General features: G+C 69.8%; 18 protein-coding genes. All 18 read left to right on the top strand.

Annotated features, from left to right (window positions below):
* Positions 1 to 111 precede the first annotated feature (111 nt).
* The 18 genes from ACFZDE_RS27960 to ACFZDE_RS27875 all read left to right on the top strand — a co-directional run bounded on the left by ACFZDE_RS27960 (position 112) and on the right by ACFZDE_RS27875 (position 19,630).
* Complete coding sequence (locus ACFZDE_RS27960; RefSeq protein WP_390993885.1) at positions 112 to 1,404, top strand: homoserine dehydrogenase; 1,293 nt, start codon at positions 112 to 114, stop codon at positions 1,402 to 1,404.
* A 6-nt stretch (positions 1,405 to 1,410) separates the two neighbouring features.
* A complete protein-coding gene (thrC, locus tag ACFZDE_RS27955) occupies positions 1,411 to 2,469 on the top strand; it encodes a threonine synthase (RefSeq protein WP_185013174.1) in 1,059 nt (352 codons plus the stop codon).
* 342 nt (positions 2,470 to 2,811) lie between these two features.
* Positions 2,812 to 3,741, top strand: coding sequence for a homoserine kinase (gene thrB, locus ACFZDE_RS27950; RefSeq protein ID WP_390993886.1), 930 nt, complete (start codon positions 2,812 to 2,814; stop codon positions 3,739 to 3,741).
* A gap of 402 nt (positions 3,742 to 4,143) precedes the next feature.
* Positions 4,144 to 6,189 carry a transcription termination factor Rho gene (gene rho / locus ACFZDE_RS27945; RefSeq protein ID WP_391204293.1) on the top strand — a complete coding sequence of 682 codons (2,046 nt, stop codon included), beginning with the start codon at positions 4,144 to 4,146 and terminating at the stop codon, positions 6,187 to 6,189.
* Positions 6,190 to 6,323: 134 nt separating this feature from the next.
* Entirely contained in the window at positions 6,324 to 8,099 is a 1,776-nt protein-coding gene (locus ACFZDE_RS27940) for a trypsin-like serine protease (protein ID WP_391204463.1), read from the top strand.
* Positions 8,100 to 8,306: 207 nt separating this feature from the next.
* Positions 8,307 to 9,443, top strand: a complete 1,137-nt coding sequence (locus ACFZDE_RS27935; protein WP_391204290.1) for an LCP family protein — start codon at positions 8,307 to 8,309, stop codon at positions 9,441 to 9,443.
* A 171-nt stretch (positions 9,444 to 9,614) separates the two neighbouring features.
* On the top strand, positions 9,615 to 9,836 hold the full coding sequence (gene rpmE / locus ACFZDE_RS27930; protein ID WP_003992975.1) for a 50S ribosomal protein L31: 222 nt from the start codon (positions 9,615 to 9,617) through the stop codon (positions 9,834 to 9,836).
* Positions 9,837 to 9,942: 106 nt separating this feature from the next.
* Complete coding sequence (gene prfA, locus ACFZDE_RS27925; protein WP_390993889.1) at positions 9,943 to 11,019, top strand: peptide chain release factor 1; 1,077 nt, start codon at positions 9,943 to 9,945, stop codon at positions 11,017 to 11,019.
* Between the two features lie 81 nt (positions 11,020 to 11,100).
* Complete coding sequence (prmC, locus tag ACFZDE_RS27920; RefSeq protein ID WP_391204460.1) at positions 11,101 to 11,940, top strand: peptide chain release factor N(5)-glutamine methyltransferase; 840 nt, start codon at positions 11,101 to 11,103, stop codon at positions 11,938 to 11,940.
* An 88-nt stretch (positions 11,941 to 12,028) separates the two neighbouring features.
* A complete protein-coding gene (locus tag ACFZDE_RS27915; RefSeq protein WP_391204287.1) occupies positions 12,029 to 12,676 on the top strand; it encodes an L-threonylcarbamoyladenylate synthase in 648 nt (215 codons plus the stop codon).
* The gene (locus tag ACFZDE_RS27910; protein WP_391204284.1) at positions 12,673 to 13,353 is read left to right on the top strand and encodes a protein-tyrosine-phosphatase; all 681 of its coding nucleotides are present in this window, start codon (positions 12,673 to 12,675) and stop codon (positions 13,351 to 13,353) included. The genes ACFZDE_RS27915 and ACFZDE_RS27910 overlap by 4 nt, the downstream gene beginning before the upstream one ends.
* A 70-nt stretch (positions 13,354 to 13,423) precedes the next feature.
* Entirely contained in the window at positions 13,424 to 14,662 is a 1,239-nt protein-coding gene (gene glyA, locus ACFZDE_RS27905; protein ID WP_391204280.1) for a serine hydroxymethyltransferase, read from the top strand.
* Positions 14,663 to 14,791: 129 nt separating this feature from the next.
* Positions 14,792 to 16,138, top strand: coding sequence for an MraY family glycosyltransferase (locus ACFZDE_RS27900; RefSeq protein WP_390993894.1), 1,347 nt, complete (start codon positions 14,792 to 14,794; stop codon positions 16,136 to 16,138).
* A 298-nt stretch (positions 16,139 to 16,436) separates the two neighbouring features.
* Positions 16,437 to 16,874 carry a hypothetical protein gene (locus ACFZDE_RS27895; protein WP_355831447.1) on the top strand — a complete coding sequence of 146 codons (438 nt, stop codon included), beginning with the start codon at positions 16,437 to 16,439 and terminating at the stop codon, positions 16,872 to 16,874.
* 273 nt (positions 16,875 to 17,147) lie between these two features.
* On the top strand, positions 17,148 to 17,915 hold the full coding sequence (gene atpB / locus ACFZDE_RS27890) for a F0F1 ATP synthase subunit A (RefSeq protein ID WP_390993963.1): 768 nt from the start codon (positions 17,148 to 17,150) through the stop codon (positions 17,913 to 17,915).
* A gap of 78 nt (positions 17,916 to 17,993) precedes the next feature.
* Positions 17,994 to 18,230, top strand: a complete 237-nt coding sequence (locus tag ACFZDE_RS27885) for an ATP synthase subunit C (protein WP_010040161.1) — start codon at positions 17,994 to 17,996, stop codon at positions 18,228 to 18,230.
* 39 nt (positions 18,231 to 18,269) lie between these two features.
* Positions 18,270 to 18,818 carry a F0F1 ATP synthase subunit B gene (locus tag ACFZDE_RS27880; RefSeq protein WP_390993895.1) on the top strand — a complete coding sequence of 183 codons (549 nt, stop codon included), beginning with the start codon at positions 18,270 to 18,272 and terminating at the stop codon, positions 18,816 to 18,818.
* The gene (locus tag ACFZDE_RS27875; protein ID WP_390993896.1) at positions 18,815 to 19,630 is read left to right on the top strand and encodes a F0F1 ATP synthase subunit delta; all 816 of its coding nucleotides are present in this window, start codon (positions 18,815 to 18,817) and stop codon (positions 19,628 to 19,630) included. The genes ACFZDE_RS27880 and ACFZDE_RS27875 overlap by 4 nt, the downstream gene beginning before the upstream one ends.
* The last annotated feature ends 3 nt before the right edge of the window (positions 19,631 to 19,633 follow it).

The raw sequence follows: 19,633 nt of genomic DNA, 5'->3' as shown, positions 1-19,633 counted from the left end.
CCGCCCCGCGAAAATGAAATAGACATCTCACGATCCGGACCGGGGGCAGAAACTCCCGTCCGGTGAGTGAGACTGGTTCCACCGTAGACGGTAAAGAGGAAACGAGGTCGGATGATGCGTACGCGTCCGCTGAAGGTGGCGCTGCTGGGCTGTGGAGTGGTCGGCTCAGAGGTGGCGCGCATCATGACGACGCACGCCGACGACCTCACGGCCCGGATCGGCGCCCCCGTGGAACTCGCGGGCGTGGCCGTACGGCGGCCCGACCGCGTCCGGGAGGGCATCGACCAGTCCCTCATCACCACCGACGCCACCGCCCTCGTCAAGCGCGGCGACATCGACGTCGTGGTCGAGGTGATCGGCGGGATCGAGCCGGCCAGGGCCCTCATCACCACCGCCTTCGAGCACGGCGCCTCCGTCGTCTCCGCCAACAAGGCGCTGCTCGCCCAGGACGGCGCCGCCCTGCACGCCATCGCCGAGCAGCATGGCAAGGACCTCTACTACGAGGCCGCCGTCGCCGGTGCCATCCCGCTGATCCGGCCGCTGCGCGAGTCCCTCGCCGGCGACAAGATCAACCGGGTGATGGGCATCGTCAACGGCACGACGAACTTCATCCTCGACAAGATGGACTCCACCGGCGCCGGCTACCAGGAGGCCCTCGACGAGGCCACCGCCCTGGGGTACGCGGAGGCCGACCCGACCGCCGACGTCGAGGGCTTCGACGCCGCCGCCAAGGCCGCGATCCTCGCCGGCATCGCCTTCCACACGCGCGTGCGCCTCGACGACGTCTACCGCGAGGGCATGACCGAGGTGACCGCGGCGGACTTCGCCTCCGCCAAGGAGATGGGCTGCACCATCAAACTGCTCGCCATCTGTGAGCGCGCCGAGGACGGGCAGTCGGTCACCGCGCGCGTGCATCCCGCCATGATCCCGCTGACCCACCCGCTCGCCTCCGTCCGCGGCGCCTACAACGCCGTGTTCGTCGAGTCCGACGCCGCCGGGCAGCTCATGTTCTACGGTCCCGGAGCGGGCGGTTCCCCCACCGCGTCCGCCGTGCTCGGAGACCTCGTCGCCGTCTGCCGCAACCGGCTCAGCCAGACGACCGGACCGGGCGAGTCCGCTTATGCCGCGCTGCCGGTGTCCCCGATGGGCGACGTCGTGACGCGGTACCACATCAGCCTCGACGTGGCCGACAAACCGGGTGTTCTCGCCCAGGTCGCGACCGTCTTCGCCGAGCACGGAGTCTCGATCGATACGGTTCGCCAGTCGGGGAAGGACGGCGAGGCCTCCCTCGTCGTCGTCACGCACCGTGCGTCCGACGCGGCCCTCACCGGGACCGTCGAGGCGTTGCGCAAGCTCGACACCGTGCGTGGTGTCGCCAGCATCATGCGGGTTGAAGGAGAGTAACCAGCAATGACCCACCAGTGGCGCGGAATCATCGAGGAGTACCGGGACCGGCTGCCCGTCTCCGACAGCACGCCGGTCGTGACGCTCCGTGAGGGCGGTACGCCCCTCGTACCCGCGCAGGTGCTCTCCGAGCGCACCGGCTGCGAGGTCCACCTCAAGGTCGAGGGCGCGAACCCGACCGGGTCCTTCAAGGACCGCGGCATGACCATGGCCATCACCCGGGCCAAGGAGGAGGGCGCGAAGGCCGTCATCTGCGCCTCCACCGGCAACACGTCGGCCTCCGCCGCCGCGTACGCCGTGCGGGCCGGGATGGTCTGCGCCGTGCTCGTGCCGCAGGGCAAGATCGCGCTCGGCAAGATGGGCCAGGCCCTCGTGCACGGCGCGAAGATCCTCCAGGTCGACGGCAACTTCGACGACTGCCTCACCCTCGCCCGCGGCCTGAGCGACAACTACCCCGTCTCACTGGTCAATTCGGTCAACCCGGTACGTATCGAGGGCCAGAAGACCGCGGCGTTCGAGATCGTGGACATGCTCGGCGACGCGCCGGACATCCATGTCCTGCCGGTCGGCAACGCGGGCAACATCACGGCCTATTGGAAGGGCTACACGGAGTACGCCGCCGACGGCGTGGCGACCCGCAAGCCGCGGATGTGGGGCTTCCAGGCCTCCGGCAGCGCCCCGATCGTGCGCGGCGAGGTCGTCAAGGACCCCTCGACCATCGCCACCGCCATCCGCATCGGCAACCCGGCCTCCTGGCAGTACGCGCTCGCCGCGCGGGACGAGTCGGGCGGCTCGATCGACGAGGTGACGGACCGTGAGATCCTGCGCGCCTACCGGCTGTTGGCGTCGCAGGAGGGTGTCTTCGTCGAGCCGGCGTCCGCCGCGTCCGTCGCCGGTCTGCTGAAGGCCGCCGAGCAGGGCAAGGTCGACCCGGGGCAGCGGATCGTGTGCACCGTCACCGGCAACGGGCTGAAGGACCCCGACTGGGCCGTCGCCGGTGCCCCGCAGCCGGTCACCGTGCCCGTCGACGCGGCCGCCGCCGCGGAGCGCCTCGGCCTGGCCTGACCTGCGGCGACGCACCGAGCGCCGGAGCAACGCCGGACACGTTCCGGCGCAGGACGGCGCTTGTTCCAGGGTGTTCCCCACGGGGGGTGCACAGGGGGCTTACGACACGCATCGTGCGCCTCCTGTGCGCCCTATGTCGCCACAGAACCTTCCTTCGATAGGCTGTACTGAACCCGCCCGCCGCATATGCCTCCGCACGGAGCGCGGTGCCGCGCCGTCTCCGCGGCCGGGACAGCGGCCGTCCCTCGCGGTCGGCAGCGGCCCCCAGGGTTCTCGTACGCCATCGAATGTCCACTGAACGTCATTCGACAATCACCGCAGCTCAAGGAGAGTCATCGAGCGATGGCCGGTCCAGCGTTCCGCGCCGCCGCCGTCCGGGTGCGCGTCCCCGCCACCAGCGCCAACCTCGGCCCGGGCTTCGACGCCCTCGGCCTCGCGCTGGGCTTGTACGACGACGTGGTCGTCCGGGTGGCCGACTCCGGGCTGCACATCGACATCGCGGGTGAGGGAAGCGAGACGCTCCCGCGCGACGAGCAGCACCTGCTCGTGCGTTCCCTGCGCACCGCCTTCGACCTGCTGGGCGGACAGCCGCGCGGTCTGGAGATCGTCTGCGCCAACCGCATTCCGCACGGCCGGGGCCTCGGCTCCTCCTCGGCCGCCATCTGCGCCGGGATCGTCGCCGCCCGCGCCGTCACCATAGGGGCCGACGCCAAGCTCGACGACACCGCGCTGCTGGAGCTCGCCACCGAGATCGAGGGTCACCCCGACAACGTCGCGGCGTGCCTGCTCGGCGGCTTCACGCTGTCCTGGATGGAGGGCGGCGCCGCCCGCGCGATCAGGATGGACCCCGCCGATTCCATCGTTCCGGTGGTTTTCGTCCCCGGGAAGCCGGTTCTGACCGAGACGGCGCGCGGCCTGCTCCCGCGCACCGTTCCGCACGTCGACGCGGCCGCCAACGCCGGCCGGGCCGCCCTGCTCGTCGAAGCCATGACGCGCCGCCCCGAACTGCTGCTGCCCGCCACCGAGGACCGTCTGCACCAGGAGTACCGCGCACCGGCCATGCCCGAGAGCGCGGCGCTGGTGGAGCGGCTGCGGGGCGACGGGGTCCCCGCGGTGATCTCCGGGGCCGGACCCACGGTGATGGCCCTGGCCGACGAGGAGAGCGCGGACAAGGTCGAGGCCCTGGCGGGCCCGGAATGGGCCGCGAACCGGCTGCGCCTCGATCAGCAGGGCGCGAGCGTGCTGCCGCTCGCCGCCTCCGGTGACATCTGAATCGACGCGGTTGCCGGATTTCGAGAGGGGGAATGTTTGTTGGATCCGGTAGTGTTAACCTCAAGTCTGCACCCGACCCCACCATGGCGAGGTGCCTTGTGTCCCCGTCCGGGACAGACATTCTTCCGGGAGCCCCCCAAGCCGCACTGTGTTCTGTACGTCGGACCGTACGCCGTACAAGGGCATTGAGCGGGGCGCAGGGCATGCTCCGGAACCGGTGCGACCACGCCGCGTGACACTGACACTGGGTGCCACGGCTCAAGGAAGCGCCATCACCAGATTCCTCCGCCGCTTAGGCGGACCACCGCCCCGGCACGGTTCACACCACACGGACCGAAGTCGGACAGCACAACCGGTCGCCGAGCCAGACAGGCCGACGTCCGCTCCAGGGAAGGACCCTTCGTGAGCGACACCACCGATCTGATGGGCGCACGTGTCGAGGAGACCGCTGCCGCGCCCGCCACGGACGCCTCCGCGCCTGCCACCGGTGCCGGCTCCCGGCGGCGCCGCGGTACCGGCCTCGAGGGCATGGTGCTGGCCGAACTGCAGCAGGTCGCATCCGGCCTCGGCATCAGGGGCACCGCGCGGATGCGCAAGAGCCAGCTGATCGAGGTCATCAAGGAGGCACAGGCGTCCGGCGGCGCCGCTCCGGCCGCGAAGGCCGACGCGCCCGCCGAGACCAAGCCCAAGCGCCGCGCCACCTCGCGGACCCGTACGGGCGACAGCGCCGAGAAGGCGGACAAGAAGGCGGACGCGAAGGAGGCCTCCCAGGCCCCCGCGGACAAGGCCGGCAAGGCCGACAAGGCCGTGGCCCAGCAGCAGATCGAGATCCCCGGCCAGCCGGCCGGCGGCCCCTCCCGCGACGGGTCGGACGAGGCGCCCGAGCGCCGTCGCCGCCGGGCCACCGCGGAAGCCGGAGCCCCGGCTCCCGCCGGCGCGGAGACCATCGTCGCCGAGGCGAAGAGCGACACCAAGGCCGAGTCGCCCGCGCAGTCGCAGCAGCAGTCCCAGGGCAACGACGCCAAGTCCGACGCCGGTGACGGCGGCGAGGGCCGTCGTCGTGACCGTCGTGACCGCGGCGGCCGGGACCGCGACCGTGACCGCCGCGGCGGCAAGGGCGACGACCAGCAGGGCGGCCAGCGAGGCCAGCAGCAGGGCCAGGGCGGCGGCGGCCGTCAGGACCGTGGACAGCAGCAGCAGGACGACGACGACTTCGAGGGCGGGCGTCGTGGCCGTCGCGGGCGCTACCGCGACCGCCGGGGCCGTCGCGGCCGTGACGACGTCCAGGAGCCGCAGATCACCGAGGACGACGTCCTGATCCCCGTCGCGGGCATCCTGGACATCCTCGACAACTACGCGTTCATCCGCACCTCGGGCTACCTGCCCGGCCCGAACGACGTGTACGTCTCCCTCGCCCAGGTCCGCAAGAACGGCCTGCGCAAGGGCGACCACGTCACCGGTGCCGTGCGCCAGCCCAAGGACGGCGAGCGGCGCGAGAAGTTCAACGCGCTGGTGCGGCTCGACTCCGTCAACGGCATGGCGCCCGAATCGGGCCGCGGGCGGCCGGAGTTCAACAAGCTCACGCCGCTGTACCCGCAGGACCGGCTCCGTCTGGAGACGGACCCGGGCGTGCTCACCACCCGCATCATCGACCTCGTCGCGCCGATCGGTAAGGGCCAGCGCGGTCTGATCGTGGCCCCGCCGAAGACCGGCAAGACCATGATCATGCAGGCGATCGCCAACGCGATCACCCACAACAACCCCGAGTGCCACCTGATGGTCGTCCTGGTCGACGAGCGTCCGGAAGAGGTCACCGACATGCAGCGGTCGGTGAAGGGCGAGGTCATCTCCTCGACCTTCGACCGCCCGGCCGAGGACCACACCACCGTCGCCGAGCTGGCCATCGAGCGGGCCAAGCGCCTGGTGGAGCTGGGCCACGACGTGGTCGTGCTGCTCGACTCGATCACCCGCCTGGGCCGCGCGTACAACCTCGCCGCCCCGGCCTCCGGCCGCATCCTGTCCGGTGGTGTCGACTCGACGGCGCTGTACCCGCCGAAGCGCTTCTTCGGTGCGGCCCGCAACATCGAGGACGGCGGCTCGCTGACGATCCTCGCCACCGCCCTGGTGGACACCGGGTCCCGCATGGACGAGGTGATCTTCGAGGAGTTCAAGGGCACCGGCAACGCCGAGCTGAAGCTCGACCGCAAGCTCGCCGACAAGCGCATCTTCCCGGCGGTGGACGTCGACGCGTCCGGCACCCGTAAGGAAGAGATCCTGCTCGCCCCGGACGAGCTGTCCATCGTCTGGAAGCTGCGCCGGGTGCTGCACGCGCTCGACCAGCAGCAGGCGGTCGAGCTGCTTCTCGACAAGATGAAGCAGACGAAGTCGAACGCCGAGTTCCTGATGCAGATCCAGAAGACCACCCCGACGCCGGGCAACGGCGACTGAGGCAGGTCGACCGCGTAAGAACCGCACAAGGGCCGTCCCCGACCGGGGGCGGCCCTTTGTGGTGTTGGTGTGCGGATAGGATCACGCTCTCTTCGAACTTGTGATCCCGAGGGGGGACATACGTGGGTACACCCATGCCCGGGGGCGGTCGGCACAGACGCCGGATACGCATAGCCCTGCCCGTCGCCGCGGCCGGTGTCGCCGCCGCCGTGGCCGGCGCGCTGCTGACGCACTCCGCCGGTGCGGCCACCGCGCTGCCGCAGCCGAAGGTCAGGCCCGCCGCCGACTCGCCGTCGCCCGCCGAGCTGGGCAAGCGCGTCGCGGGCGCCATGTCCGGGGACGACGTCGCAGGCAAGTCGAGCAAGGCCGCGCTCACCGCGGGCACCGTCGCCGGCAGCATCGACCCGAAGGTCATCGGCGGCAACGAGACCACCATCAGCACGGCCCCGTGGATGGCGCAGCTCCACTACTACGACGACCGGGGCACCTCCGCCACCGGCGACGACATCGGCTTCTTCTGCGGCGGCGCCGTCGTCGCGCCGACGAAGATCCTCACCGCCGCGCACTGCGTCAAGGGCTACAACTGGAAGGCCAACGGCGCCGTCGTCACCGGCACCTCCAAGCTGCCCTCGAACAACGGCACCGACCTGCACGGCGGCACCGCCACGGCGGTCTGGCGGCAGTGGAACCACCCGTCGTACAGCGCGACGACCATCGACAACGACATCGCGGTGCTGACGCTGGACACGGCGGTCAAGGCCACGCCCCTCCGCATGACGACGTCCGGTGACACCACCTCGTACAAGGCCGGCACCAGCGCCAAGGTCTACGGCTGGGGCCGCACCACCTCCACCAGCGACGACGTCTCCCAGACGCTGAAGACCGCCACGCTGCCCGTGCAGTCCGACACGACCTGCTCCGGCGCGTACGGCAGGGACTTCGTCAAGGGCCACATGGTCTGCGCGGGCAAGCCCGCCACCGGCAGCGACGCCGGCACCGTCTCCGCGTGCAACGGCGACTCCGGCGGCCCCCTGGTCGTGAACAACCGGATCGTCGGTGTCGTGTCCTGGGGCGTCACCGACTGCGTCGCCAAGGGCGCCTACAGCGTCTTCAGCAAGGTGAGCACCTACGTCGGCGCCGCCTATCCGAGGGTCGACGACGCCAACCTCAGCGGCGACAGCAAGGCCGACCTGTGGGTGCGCAAGGCCTCCACCAAGACCGGCTACTCCAAGGACTCCAAGGGCACCTCGTTCGCCGCCCGCCAGTCCTGGGGCAACTGGAACGGCGTGAACGTCGTCCTGCAGACGGACCTCGACCGCGACGGGTACCAGGACCTCGTCTACCGGCGCAGCAGCGACGGCGACGTCTTCTGGGCGTCGGGCCGCACGGGCACCACCAAGCAGATCTTCGACAACTGGAAGACCCGCACCCGGATCGTCACCCCCGGGGACGTCACCGGCGACTACCTGCCCGACCTGCTCTCGGTCGACTCCGCGGGCGCCTTGTGGATCTACCCGGGCAAGGGCAACGGCACCTTCGCTTCCCGGGTGAAGGTCGGCACCGGCTGGAACCAGTACAACTCCGTGCGCGGCAAGGGCGACTACACCGGCGACGGCAAGACCGACCTGATCGCCCGCGCCAAGTCGGGCAGCCACCTCTACCTCTACAAGGGCACCGGCAAGGCCGGCTCGGGCGCCTTCTCGGCCCGGGTCAAGGTGCGCACGTGGAGCGGCTACAACGCCTTCGACGCGCCCGGCGACGTCACCGGCGACGGCAAGGCCGACTTCCTGGCCCGCACCCCCGGAGGCACGCTGTACCTGTACGCGGGCACCGGCAAGGGGACGAGCGAGATCTTCGCCACAAGGAAGTCCGTCGGCACCGATTTCAAGCAGTACGACATCTTCGGCTGAAACCGCAGGTGAGTGAGGCTCACCGCGCTGTGACCGCCACGCACTGTGCCCACCGCCGCACGCGGTGGGCACAGTCCGTTGTGCAACCCTTTCCCGAGTTTCCCCGTCTGACCAGGTGGGGCGACGATGGTGCGAGGAAGGGTCTTCTCCGGCCACGCCTGGCACTGACCGCAGGGGGTAACCGACCGTAGAAGAGCTGAGGAGTACATGTCTGCCGAGAGCACGCCGGGTCCGGGTATACCGGGCGATACCGGCACCAACGGAGCCCGTCATCGCGGCAAGGGCAAGCGCCGCAAGCCCCAGCGGCGACGCAAGGGCCTGCTGATCACGGCCTGGACCGCCGCGGGCATCGTCGTGGTGGGCGGCGCCGGCGCCGGGTACCTGTACTTCAAGCTCAACGGCAACCTCAAGAGCGTCGACATCGACCAGGCCCTCGGCACGGACCGGCCCGCGAAGGCCGACAACGGCTCGGAGAACATCCTCGTCCTCGGCTCGGACACCCGCGCCGGCAGCAACAAGAAGCTGGGCGGCGGCACCGACGACGGCAGCGCCCGCTCCGACACGGCGATGATCGTGCACGTCTACAAGGGCCACAAGAAGGCCAGCGTGGTCTCGATCCCGCGTGACACCCTGATCGACCGCCCCGCCTGCACGGACACCGAGGGCAACGAGCACCCCGCCGCGCGGAACGCGATGTTCAACTCCGCGTACTCCACCGGCGGCGCCGCCTGCGCCGTGAAGACCGTCGAGTCGATCACCGACCTGCGCATGGACCACTACCTCGAGGTCGACTTCGCGGGCTTCCAGAAGCTCATCGACGACCTCGGCGGCGTCGAGATCACCACGACCAAGAGCATCGACGACCCCGACAGTCATCTGAAGCTGAAGGCCGGCACCCACACGCTCGACGGCGAGCAGGCCCTCGGCCTGGTCCGCACCAGACACGGCGTCGGCGACGGCTCCGACCTGGGCCGCATCCAGCTCCAGCAGGCCTTCATCAAGGCCCTGGTCAGCCAGATCAAGGACGTCGGCGTCTTCTCCGACCCGAAGAAGCTGCTCGACCTCGCGGAGACCGCGACCAAGACCGTGACGGCCGACTCCGACCTCGGTTCGGTCAACAAGCTCGCGTCCTTCGCCAACGGACTCAAGGGCATCAGCCCCTCCGACATGCACATGATCACGATGCCGGTCGTCTACGACCCGGCCGACCCCAACCGCGTCCTCCTCCAGAAGAAGAAGGCCGACCGGATCTGGAAGGCCCTGGAGAACGACAAGCCGATCCCGAAGAGCGTGACGGAGGGCAACGCCTCGGGCGAGGCCAAGGGCGTCGTCAGCGCCCCGTAGGGGCGCGGGGAACCGCGCGAACAACCCCCCAACGGCCCGCAGGGAATAGATCGCCGCAACCCCCGGTTTGGGGGGATGGCCCCAGTCCTGGCAGACTGGTACGTCGGCTCCGGTTCACGCCCCCGCACCCCGCGGCAGCGACCCGGCGCCCTCCCGAACCTAGGAGACACCTTGAAGCGCGACATCCACCCCGAGTACGTCGAGACGCAGGTCAGCTGCACCTGTGGCGCGTCGTTCACCACCCGCAGCACCATCGAGTCCGGCACCATCCGCGCCGATGTCTGCTCCGAGTGCCACCCGTTCTACACGGGCAAGCAGAAGATCCTCGACACCGGTGGCCGTGTGGCCCGCTTCGAGGCCCGCTTCGGCAAGGCCGCCGGCTCCAAGAAGTAGCGAGCCCCATACCGCCGGTCCACGGAAGCGCCCCCTCACCGGGCGCTCCGGGACCGGCGTTTTTGGTCGCCCGCCCTTCACCCCCGTCCGTACACAGGAGCCCAAGATGTTCGAGGCCGTCGAGGAACTCGTCGCCGAGCACGCCGACCTGGAGAAGAAGCTCGCCGACCCGTCGGTCCACTCCGACCAGGCCAACGCGCGCAAGCTGAACAAGCGCTACGCCGAGCTCACCCCCATCGTCGCCACCTACCGCTCCTGGACGCAGACGGGCGACGACATCGGCACCGCGCGCGAACTGGCCGCCGACGACCCCGACTTCGCCGCCGAGGTCAAGGAGCTGGAGCAGCAGCGCGAGGAGCTCACGGAGAAGCTGCGTCTGCTGCTCGTCCCGCGCGACCCCAGCGACGACAAGGACGTCATCCTCGAGATCAAGGCGGGCGCGGGCGGCGACGAGTCGGCGCTGTTCGCCGGTGACCTGCTGCGCATGTACCTGCGCTACGCCGAGCGCGTCGGCTGGAAGACCGAGATCATCGACGCCACCGAGTCCGAGCTGGGCGGCTACAAGGACGTCCAGGTCGCCGTGAAGACCAAGGGCGGCCAGGGCGCCACCGAGCCCGGGCAGGGCGTCTGGGCCCGGCTGAAGTACGAGGGCGGCGTGCACCGCGTGCAGCGCGTGCCCGCGACGGAGTCCCAGGGCCGCATCCACACCTCCGCCGCCGGTGTGCTCGTCACGCCCGAGGCCGAGGAGGTCGACGTCGAGATCAACCCCAACGACCTCCGCATCGACGTCTACCGGTCCTCCGGGCCCGGTGGGCAGTCCGTCAACACCACCGACTCCGCCGTGCGCATCACGCACCTCCCCACCGGAGTCGTCGCCTCCTGCCAGAACGAGAAGAGCCAGCTGCAGAACAAGGAGCAGGCACTGCGTATCCTGCGCTCCAGGCTGCTCGCAGCGGCGCAGGAGGAAGCGGAGCGGGAGGCCGCCGACGCCCGCCGCAGCCAGGTCCGCACCGTCGACCGCTCCGAGAAGATCCGCACGTACAACTTCCCGGAGAACCGGCTCTCGGACCACCGCGTCGGCTTCAAGGCGTACAACCTGGACCAGGTCCTGGACGGCGACCTCGACGCGGTGATCCAGGCCTGCGTCGACGCGGACTCGGCGGCGAAGCTGGCAGCGGCGTAAGGCACGTACGACCACGCACGACTGATACGGAGGACTTGCGTGCAGCAGTCATTTGGGGGGCGGCCCCCAAGCCCCCGCAGCGTGCTGCTCGCGGAGGTGGCCCAAGCCACCCAGCGGCTCGCCGACGCCGGCGTGCCCTCGCCGCGTACCGACGCGGAGGAACTCGCCGCGTTCGTGCACGGCGTCAAGCGCGGCGAGCTGCACTCCGTCAAGGACTCCGACTTCGACGCCCGCTACTGGGAGGTCATCGCCCGCCGGGAGGCCCGCGAACCGCTCCAGCACATCACCGGGCGTGCCTACTTCCGCTACCTGGAACTCCAGGTCGGCCCCGGGGTGTTCGTGCCGAGGCCCGAGACGGAGTCCGTGGTCGGCTGGGCCATAGACGCCGTGCGGGCCATGGACGTCGTCGAGCCGTGCATCGTCGACCTGTGCACCGGCTCCGGCGCCATCGCGCTGGCCCTCGCCCAGGAGGTGCCGCGCTCCCGGGTGCACGCCGTGGAGCTGTCCGACGACGCCCTCAAATGGACCCGCAAGAACGTCGAGGGGTCCAGGGTCGACCTGCGGCAGGGCAACGCCCTCACCGCCTTCCCCGACCTGGACGGCCAGGTCGACCTGGTCATCACCAACCCGCCGTACATCCCGCTCACCGAGTGGGAGTACGTCGCCCCCGAGGCGCGGGACCACGACCCCGACATGGCCCTGTTCTCCGGCGAGGACGGCCTGGACCTCATCCGGGGGCTGGAACGCACCGCGCACCGGCTGCTGCGCCCGGGCGGTGTGGTCGTCGTCGAGCACGCGGACACCCAGGGCGGCCAGGTGCCGTGGATCTTCGCCGAGGACCGCGGCTGGACCGACGCGGCCGACCACCCGGACCTCAACAACCGCCCGCGCTTCGCCACCGCCCGCAAGGCACTGCCGTGAACTCACCGGGCATCCCGCGGTCTTCGCGGACTTCGTGGACTTCGTGGACTTCATCCCAGCAGCACGTGTACGAGGAGGCCAGCTAAAGATGGCACGGCGATACGACACCAACGACGCGACCGACCGTGTGACCGGTCTGCGCGAGGCAGCGTCCGCCGTCCGTCGTGGCGAGCTCGTGGTGCTGCCGACGGACACGGTGTACGGCATCGGCGCCGACGCGTTCTCCTCGGAGGCGGTCGCCGACCTGCTCGACGCCAAGGGCCGGGGCCGCAACATGCCCACCCCCGTCCTCATCGGCTCCCCGAACACGCTGCACGGCCTGGTCACGGACTTCTCCGAGCAGGCCTGGGAACTGGTCGACGCCTTCTGGCCGGGTGCCCTGACGCTGGTCGCCCGGCACCAGCCGTCCCTCCAGTGGGACCTCGGGGACACCCGTGGCACGGTCGCCGTGCGCATGCCGCTGCACCCGGTCGCCATCGAGCTGCTCACCGAGGTCGGCCCCATGGCCGTCTCCTCCGCCAACCTCACCGGCCACCCGGCGCCGGAGGACTGCGACGCCGCGCAGCAGATGCTGGGCGACTCCGTCTCCGTCTACCTCGACGGAGGTCCGACCCCCGGCATCGTGCCGTCGTCGATCGTCGACGTGACCCGTGAGGTGCCGCTGCTGCTGCGCGCGGGCGCCATCTCGGCCGACGAGCTGCGAAAGGTCGTACCCGACCTCGAGGTGGCGAATTGACGGCCCCTGGATCGGGGCGTGGCATAGGCAACGGGGAAAGCGCGGCGGAGATCACGACGACCTTCGTGGGACTTCCGCGCGACAGCTTCCGCATCCTCCACGTCAGCACCGGCAACGTGTGCCGCTCGCCCATCACCGAGCGGCTGACCCGCCATGCCGTGCGGGAGCGGCTCGGGATCCTGGGCGGCGGGCTGATCGTGGAGAGCGCCGGCACCTGGGGCCACGAGGGCGCGCCCATGGAGTCCCACGCGGAGACCGTCCTGGCCGACTTCGGCGCGGACGCCTCCGGCTTCACCGGGCGCGAACTCCTCGACGAGCATGTGATCCGCGCCGACCTGGTGCTGACCGCCACCCGGGACCACCGGGCGCAGGTCATCTCCATGGGGCACTCGGCGGGCCTGCGCACCTTCACGCTCAAGGAGTTCACCCGCCTGGTCAAGGCCATCGACCCGGCGACCCTGCCGCCCCTGGAGGACGGCGTGGTCTTCCGTGCGCGTGCCCTGGTCCGCGCGGCGGCGGCTCTACGCGGGTGGCTGCTCGCGCCGACCGCCGAGGCCGACGAGGTCTACGACCCCTACGGCGCACCTCTGACGTTCTTCCGTTCCATCGGGGACGAGATACACCAGGCACTCGATCCGGTCGTCACGGCCCTCACCGGCGTCCCCGCAAAGACGTAACAGCCGAGCGCGCCGCGGGTCCCGGGCCTACATTGGTCGTACGTGTCACCGTCGACGCCCGGAGCCCACCATGACGGTCACCCCTGCCATCGAGGCCGACGTCCTGCGCCGCCAGGACCCCGAGCTCGCCGACATCCTGCTCGGGGAGCGGGAGCGGCAGTCGACGACGCTCCAGCTGATCGCCGCCGAGAACTTCACCTCCCCGGCCGTGCTGGCCGCCCTCGGCTCACCGCTGGCCAACAAGTACGCCGAGGGCTACCCGGGGGCGCGGCACCACGGCGGCTGCGAGATCGTCGACGTCGCCGAGCGCCTCGCGGTCGACCGGGCCAAGGCGCTGTTCGGCGCCGACCACGCCAACGTCCAGTCCCACTCGGGTTCTTCGGCGGTGCTCGCCGCCTACGCCGCCCTGCTCCGCCCCGGTGACACCGTCCTCGCCCTCGGCCTGCCCTACGGCGGGCACCTCACGCACGGCTCGCCCGCCAACTTCTCCGGCCGCTGGTTCGACTTCGTCGGCTACGGCGTGGAGGCCGAGTCCGGGTTCATCGACCACGAGCAGGTGCGCACGCTCGCCCGCACGCGCCGACCCAAGGCGATCGTGTGCGGCTCGATCGCCTACCCGCGCCATGTCGACTACGCCTTCTTCCGCGAGGTCGCCGACGAGGTGGGCGCCTACCTCATCGCGGACGCCGCGCACCCCCTCGGCCTGGTCGCCGGGGGAGCGGCCCCGAATCCGGTGCCGTACGCGGACATCGTGTGCGGGACCACCCACAAGGTGCTGCGCGGCCCGCGCGGCGGCCTGATCCTGTGCCGCGTGGAGCTGGCCGAGCGGGTCGACCGGGCCGTGTTCCCTTTCACACAGGGGGGTGCGCAGATGCACACCATCGCGGCCAAGGCGGTCGCGTTCGGGGAGGCGGCAACACCGGCGTTCGCGGCGTACGCCCATCAGGTGGTGGCGAATGCGCGGGTTCTGGCGGCCCGGCTGGCCGCGGCGGGCATGGTCGTCACCACGGGCGGCACGGACACCCATCTGATCACCGCCGACCCCGCCCCGCTCGGCGTCGACGGGCGCACCGCCCGGGGCCGTCTCGCCGCCGCGGGCCTGGTCATGGACTGTTGTGCGCTGCCGCACGGCGACGCCCGGGGACTCAGGCTCGGCACGGCCGCGATCACCACCCAGGGCATGGGGGAGACGGAGATGGTCCGGATCGCCGAGCTGCTCACCGGGGTGCTGCGGGGTGTGACGGAGACGGCGAGAGCCCGTGAAGATGTGCGGGAGCTGGCCGGTGGGTTTCCGCCGTATCCCGCCTGAGGCGGGGTACGCGCATCAGGGTGCACAGCCACTCGTGCAACCATCGTCGCTACCCGGAAGTCCCCACTGATATGCGCGCATCGCTAGGGTGTGGGGCTGAGATGGCCAGCGAGACCTGTGGGGAAGCCCGTGCGTGAATACCTCCTGACGCTCTGCATCACGGCCGCGGTGACGTATCTGCTGACAGGGCCGGTACGGAAGTTCGCGATCGTGGCCGGAGCGATGCCGGAGATCCGGGCACGTGACGTGCACCGGGAGCCCACGCCGCGCCTCGGCGGTATCGCGATGTTCTTCGGCCTGTGCGCGGGCCTGCTGGTCGCCGACCACCTGACCAATCTCAACCAGGTCTTCGAGACGTCGAACGAACCCCGGGCGCTGCTGTCCGGAGCGGCCCTGATCTGGCTGATCGGGGTGCTGGACGACAAGTTCGAGATCGACGCCCTGATCAAGCTGGGCGGCCAGATGATCGCCGCGGGCGTGATGGTCGTGCAGGGTCTGACGATCCTGTGGCTGCCGGTCCCGGGCGTCGGCTCGGTCGCGCTCACCCAGTGGCAGGGCACCCTGCTCACGGTGGCGCTGGTCGTCATCACCATCAACGCGGTCAACTTCGTGGACGGCCTGGACGGCCTCGCGGCGGGCATGGTCTGCATCGCGGCCACGGCGTTCTTCCTGTACGCCTACCGCATCTGGTACTCGTACGGCATCGAGGCCGCCGCTCCGGCCACGCTCTTCTCGGCGATCCTGATGGGCATGTGCCTGGGCTTCCTGCCGCACAACATGCACCCGGCGCGGATCTTCATGGGCGACTCGGGCTCGATGCTGATCGGCCTGGTGCTGGCCGCCGGCGCGATCTCCGTCACGGGCCAGGTCGACCCGGACGCTCTCAATCTGTACGTGGGCTCCGAGAAGGAGGCCGTGCACCAGACGGTCCCCGTCTACATCCCGCTGCTGCTGCCGCTGACGATCATCGCGGTGCCGGCCGCGGACCTGATCCTGGCGATCGTGCGCCGCACCTGGCGCGGCCAGTCCCCGTTCGCCGCCGACCGCGGGCATCTGCACCACCGGCTGCTGGAGATCGGCCACTCGCACAGCCGCGCGGTGCTGATCATGTACTTCTGGTCGGCGCTGATCGCCTTCGGGGCGCTCGCCTACTCAGTCAACTCCGCGTCCATGTGGATCGTGCTGGGTGTGGTGTTCCTGAGCGCGATCGGGCTGCTCCTGCTGTTGCTGCCGCGGTTCACGCCGCGCGCCCCGCGCTGGATGGAGCGCTTCGTACCGCCGCGCTACCGGCGGCGGGGCGCGGTCGCGGCCCTCGCGCCGGAGGCCTCGACCCCGGCGTCCGCGGCGGACCAGCCCGTCCCCGCCGGGGCGGAGGACCGCACTCCCGTGGTGTCCGGGGTGGCCGGTGTCAACGGGGCGACCGCCATCGGACCCCGCTCGCGCCTTGCCGATCGGCGCAAGGCGGGGACAAGGTAAGAATCTGACTAGAGCATTGCCAACTCGTGGGATGGCGATGGGGGTGCGAAGCGTCCCAATACCAGACATCCCGGCACTGTTCTCGCTCAGACGTGCATGTTCACTCTCATGTGTGACAGTCCGCACACCTCCAGGTAAAGACTGCATCAAATAGTTTGTGATACGGTTCACGAGAACCCCCCGGATAGAGCCGAAGGACCGCAGTGCGACGGTCCGTTGGCGTGAGGACTCCACTCAGCCCGGGACTACGCTCGTCCATGACGACACCCCTGCCCCCTGCGAAAGCGGAGTTGCCGCCATGCCGTCCAATGACGCCCGGAACCTCTTGCAGTGCGCTGTGCCCACAGCCGCTGCCGGTGTGGTCGTGGTCGCCGTCAGTGGTGTGGTGGCCGGCGGCAAGGGAGCCATCGGAGCGGCCGTCGGCACCGTACTGGCCATCCTCTTCATGGGGGTCGGTCTCTACGTTCTCCAGTGGACGGCAAAAACGCTCCCGCAGTTGTTCCAGGCCATGGGGCTGATGCTCTATGTCGCCCAGCTGCTGCTTCTGCTGATCTTCGTCGCCCTCTTCAAGGACACCTCGCTCTTCAACGCGAAGACGTTCGCTCTCGGGCTCGTCATCGCCACCGTCGTGTGGATGGCCGCGCAGGCTCGTGCGCATATGAAGGCCAAGATCTTCTACATCGATCCGGACTCCGAGAAGAGCGAGAAGCCCGAGAAGACCGGACCGTCGTCGTGACGAGTAGGGGCGCGATAAAGGGCAGTAGGAACTCCTGCTATCGTCCGGTGCCAACTGCGGCATCGCGGGCGCGGGCATCTGAGCTGACGCCTGCTCGAACGCGAGGCTCGATGCCCCCCAGCCGCCCTCACATCCGTAACACCAGTCCCGTGCCGAACCGCGGCTGCGCGCCGCGCCGACACAACGAGGTTGCCGTACCTATGCGTCACGCCGAAGGAGCCCGTGGTGAGTGCTGACCAGACCCAGCTCGCCTTTGACTGGAGCTGTCGGATCATGTCCGACGGGTGTGGTTTTCCGGCACCGGGCCTGCACTCGTTCCTCTTCAAGCCGATTGCCACGGTTGGAGGCTACGAGTTCAACAAGGTGATGCTGCTCGCCATCATCACCACCATCCTCGTCATCGGCTTCTTCTACGCGGCCTTCGGCAAGGCCAAGGTGGTGCCGGGCAAGCTGCAGATGGTCGGTGAGGCCGGATACGACTTCGTCCGCCGCGGCATCGTCTACGAGACCCTCGGAAAGAAGGAGGGCGAGAAGTACGTCCCCCTGATGGTCTCGCTGTTCTTCTTCATCTGGATCATGAACATCTGGTCCGTGATCCCGCTCGCGCAGTTCCCGGTGTCGTCGATCATCGCCTACCCGGCGGTCCTCGCCGCGGTCGTCTATGTGACCTGGGTCTCGCTGACCTTCAAGCGGCACGGCTTCGTCGGGTTCTTCAAGAACATCACCGGCTACGACAAGTCGCTCGGCCCGGTGTTGCCGCTCGTGATGGTCATCGAGTTCTTCTCGAACCTGCTCGTCCGGCCGTTCACGCACGCGGTGCGACTGTTCGCGAACATGTTCGCCGGTCACCTGATGCTGGTCATGTTCACCGTCGCCTCCTGGTACCTGCTCAACAGCTGGATGATCCCGGCGGCCGGTATCTCCTTCGTGATGACCATGGCCATGATCGTCTTCGAGCTTTTCGTGCAGGCCGTCCAGGCGTACGTCTTCGTGCTCCTCGCCTGCACGTACATCCAGGGCGCTCTGGCCGAGCACCACTGAGCCCCTCACCCCCGCAAGATCCAAAGAACGTCCGGTGGCCAACCCCCGCCGGTCCGTGAAAGAGAAGGAAGATTCAGCATGGCTGCCACTGAGACCCTCGCCGCTGTCTCCGGTTCGCTCGGCTCCATCGGCTACGGCCTCTCCGCCATCGGCCCCGGCATCGGCGTCGGCATCATCTTCGGTAACGGCACCCAGGCCCTGGCCCGTCAGCCCGAGGCCGCCGGTCTGATCCGCGCCAACCAGATCCTGGGCTTCGCCTTCTGTGAGGCGCTCGCCCTCATCGGCATCGTTATGCCGTTCGTGTTCGGTCAGTAATTACCTGCTTACCGACACGTTTCGACGAAAGGCACTGATGTGATCGCCAACCTGGTGCAGCTGGCGGCCGAGGAGAAGCAGAACCCGCTTGTTCCTCCGGGCCCCGAGCTGCTCGTCGGCACCATCGCCTTCGCCATCGTGTTCTTCTTCTTCTGGAAGAAGCTGCTTCCGAACATCAACAAGGTTCTGGAGGAGCGCCGCGCGGCGATCGAAGGCGGTATCGAAGAGGCCGAGACCATGAAGGTCGAGGCCCAGAGCGTCCTTGAGCAGTACAAGGCACAGCTCGCCGAGGCCCGGCACGAGGCCGCGCGCCTGCGCCAGGAGGCGCAGGAGCAGGGTGCCGCGCTCATCGCCGAGATGCGGGCCGAGGGCCAGCGTCAGCGCGAGGAGATCGTCGCCGCAGGCCACTCCCAGATCGAGGCCGACCGCAAGGCCGCCGCTTCCGCGCTCCGCCAGGACGTCGGCAAGCTCGCCACCGACCTGGCCGGCAAGCTCGTCGGGGAGTCCCTCGAGGACCACGCCCGCCAGAGCCGCGTGATCGACCGGTTCCTCGACGAGCTCGAGGAGAAGGCCGAGGCCGGGCGATGAACGGAGCGAGCCGCGAGGCCCTGGCAGCCGCACGTGAGCGTCTCGACGCGCTGACGGACTCGACGTCCGTGAACGCGGCCTCGCTCGCCGACGAGCTGGCCGCCGTCACCGCGCTGCTCGACCGCGAGGTGTCGCTGCGTCGGGTCCTCACCGACCCGGCGCAGGCCGCTGAGGCCAAGGCAGAGCTGGCCCAGCGCCTGCTCGGCACCCAGGTCAGCGGCCCCGCCGCCGACCTGGTGGCCGGAATGGTGCGCTCCCGCTGGTCGCAGTCCCGCGACCTGGTGGACGCGCTGGAGGAGCTGGCCGACACCGCCGACCTCACGGCCGCCCAGCAGGCGGGCAAGCTCGACGACGTCGAGGACGAGCTGTTCCGGTTCGGCCGGATCGTCTCCGGCAGCACCGAGCTGCGCGCCGCGCTGACCGACCGCAAGGCCACCACCTCGGCCAAGAGCGAGCTGCTGCGCAGCCTCCTCGGCGGCCGGGCGCAGTCGGCCACCGAGCGTCTGGTCACGCGCCTTGTGACCGCGCCGCGGGGACGTAGCCTGGAGTCGGGACTGGAGTCCCTGTCCAAGCTCGCCGCCGAGCGCCGGAACCGCATGGTGGCCATCGTCACCTCGGCGGTGCCGCTGAGCGACCCGCAGAAGCAGCGCCTGGGCGCCGCCCTCGCGAAGCTCTACGGCCGCACGATGCACCTCAACCTGGACGTGGACCCCGAGGTCCTCGGCGGAATCCGGGTGCAGGTCGGCGACGAGGTCATCAACGGCTCCCTCGCGGACCGCATCGAGGACGCCAGCCGCCGGCTCGCCGGCTGAGCA

It is taken from the genome of Streptomyces sp. NPDC007929 (assembly GCF_042959065.1).
Classification (GTDB): domain Bacteria; phylum Actinomycetota; class Actinomycetes; order Streptomycetales; family Streptomycetaceae; genus Streptomyces.
This window is presented reverse-complemented; position numbering and strand designations above follow the sequence as displayed.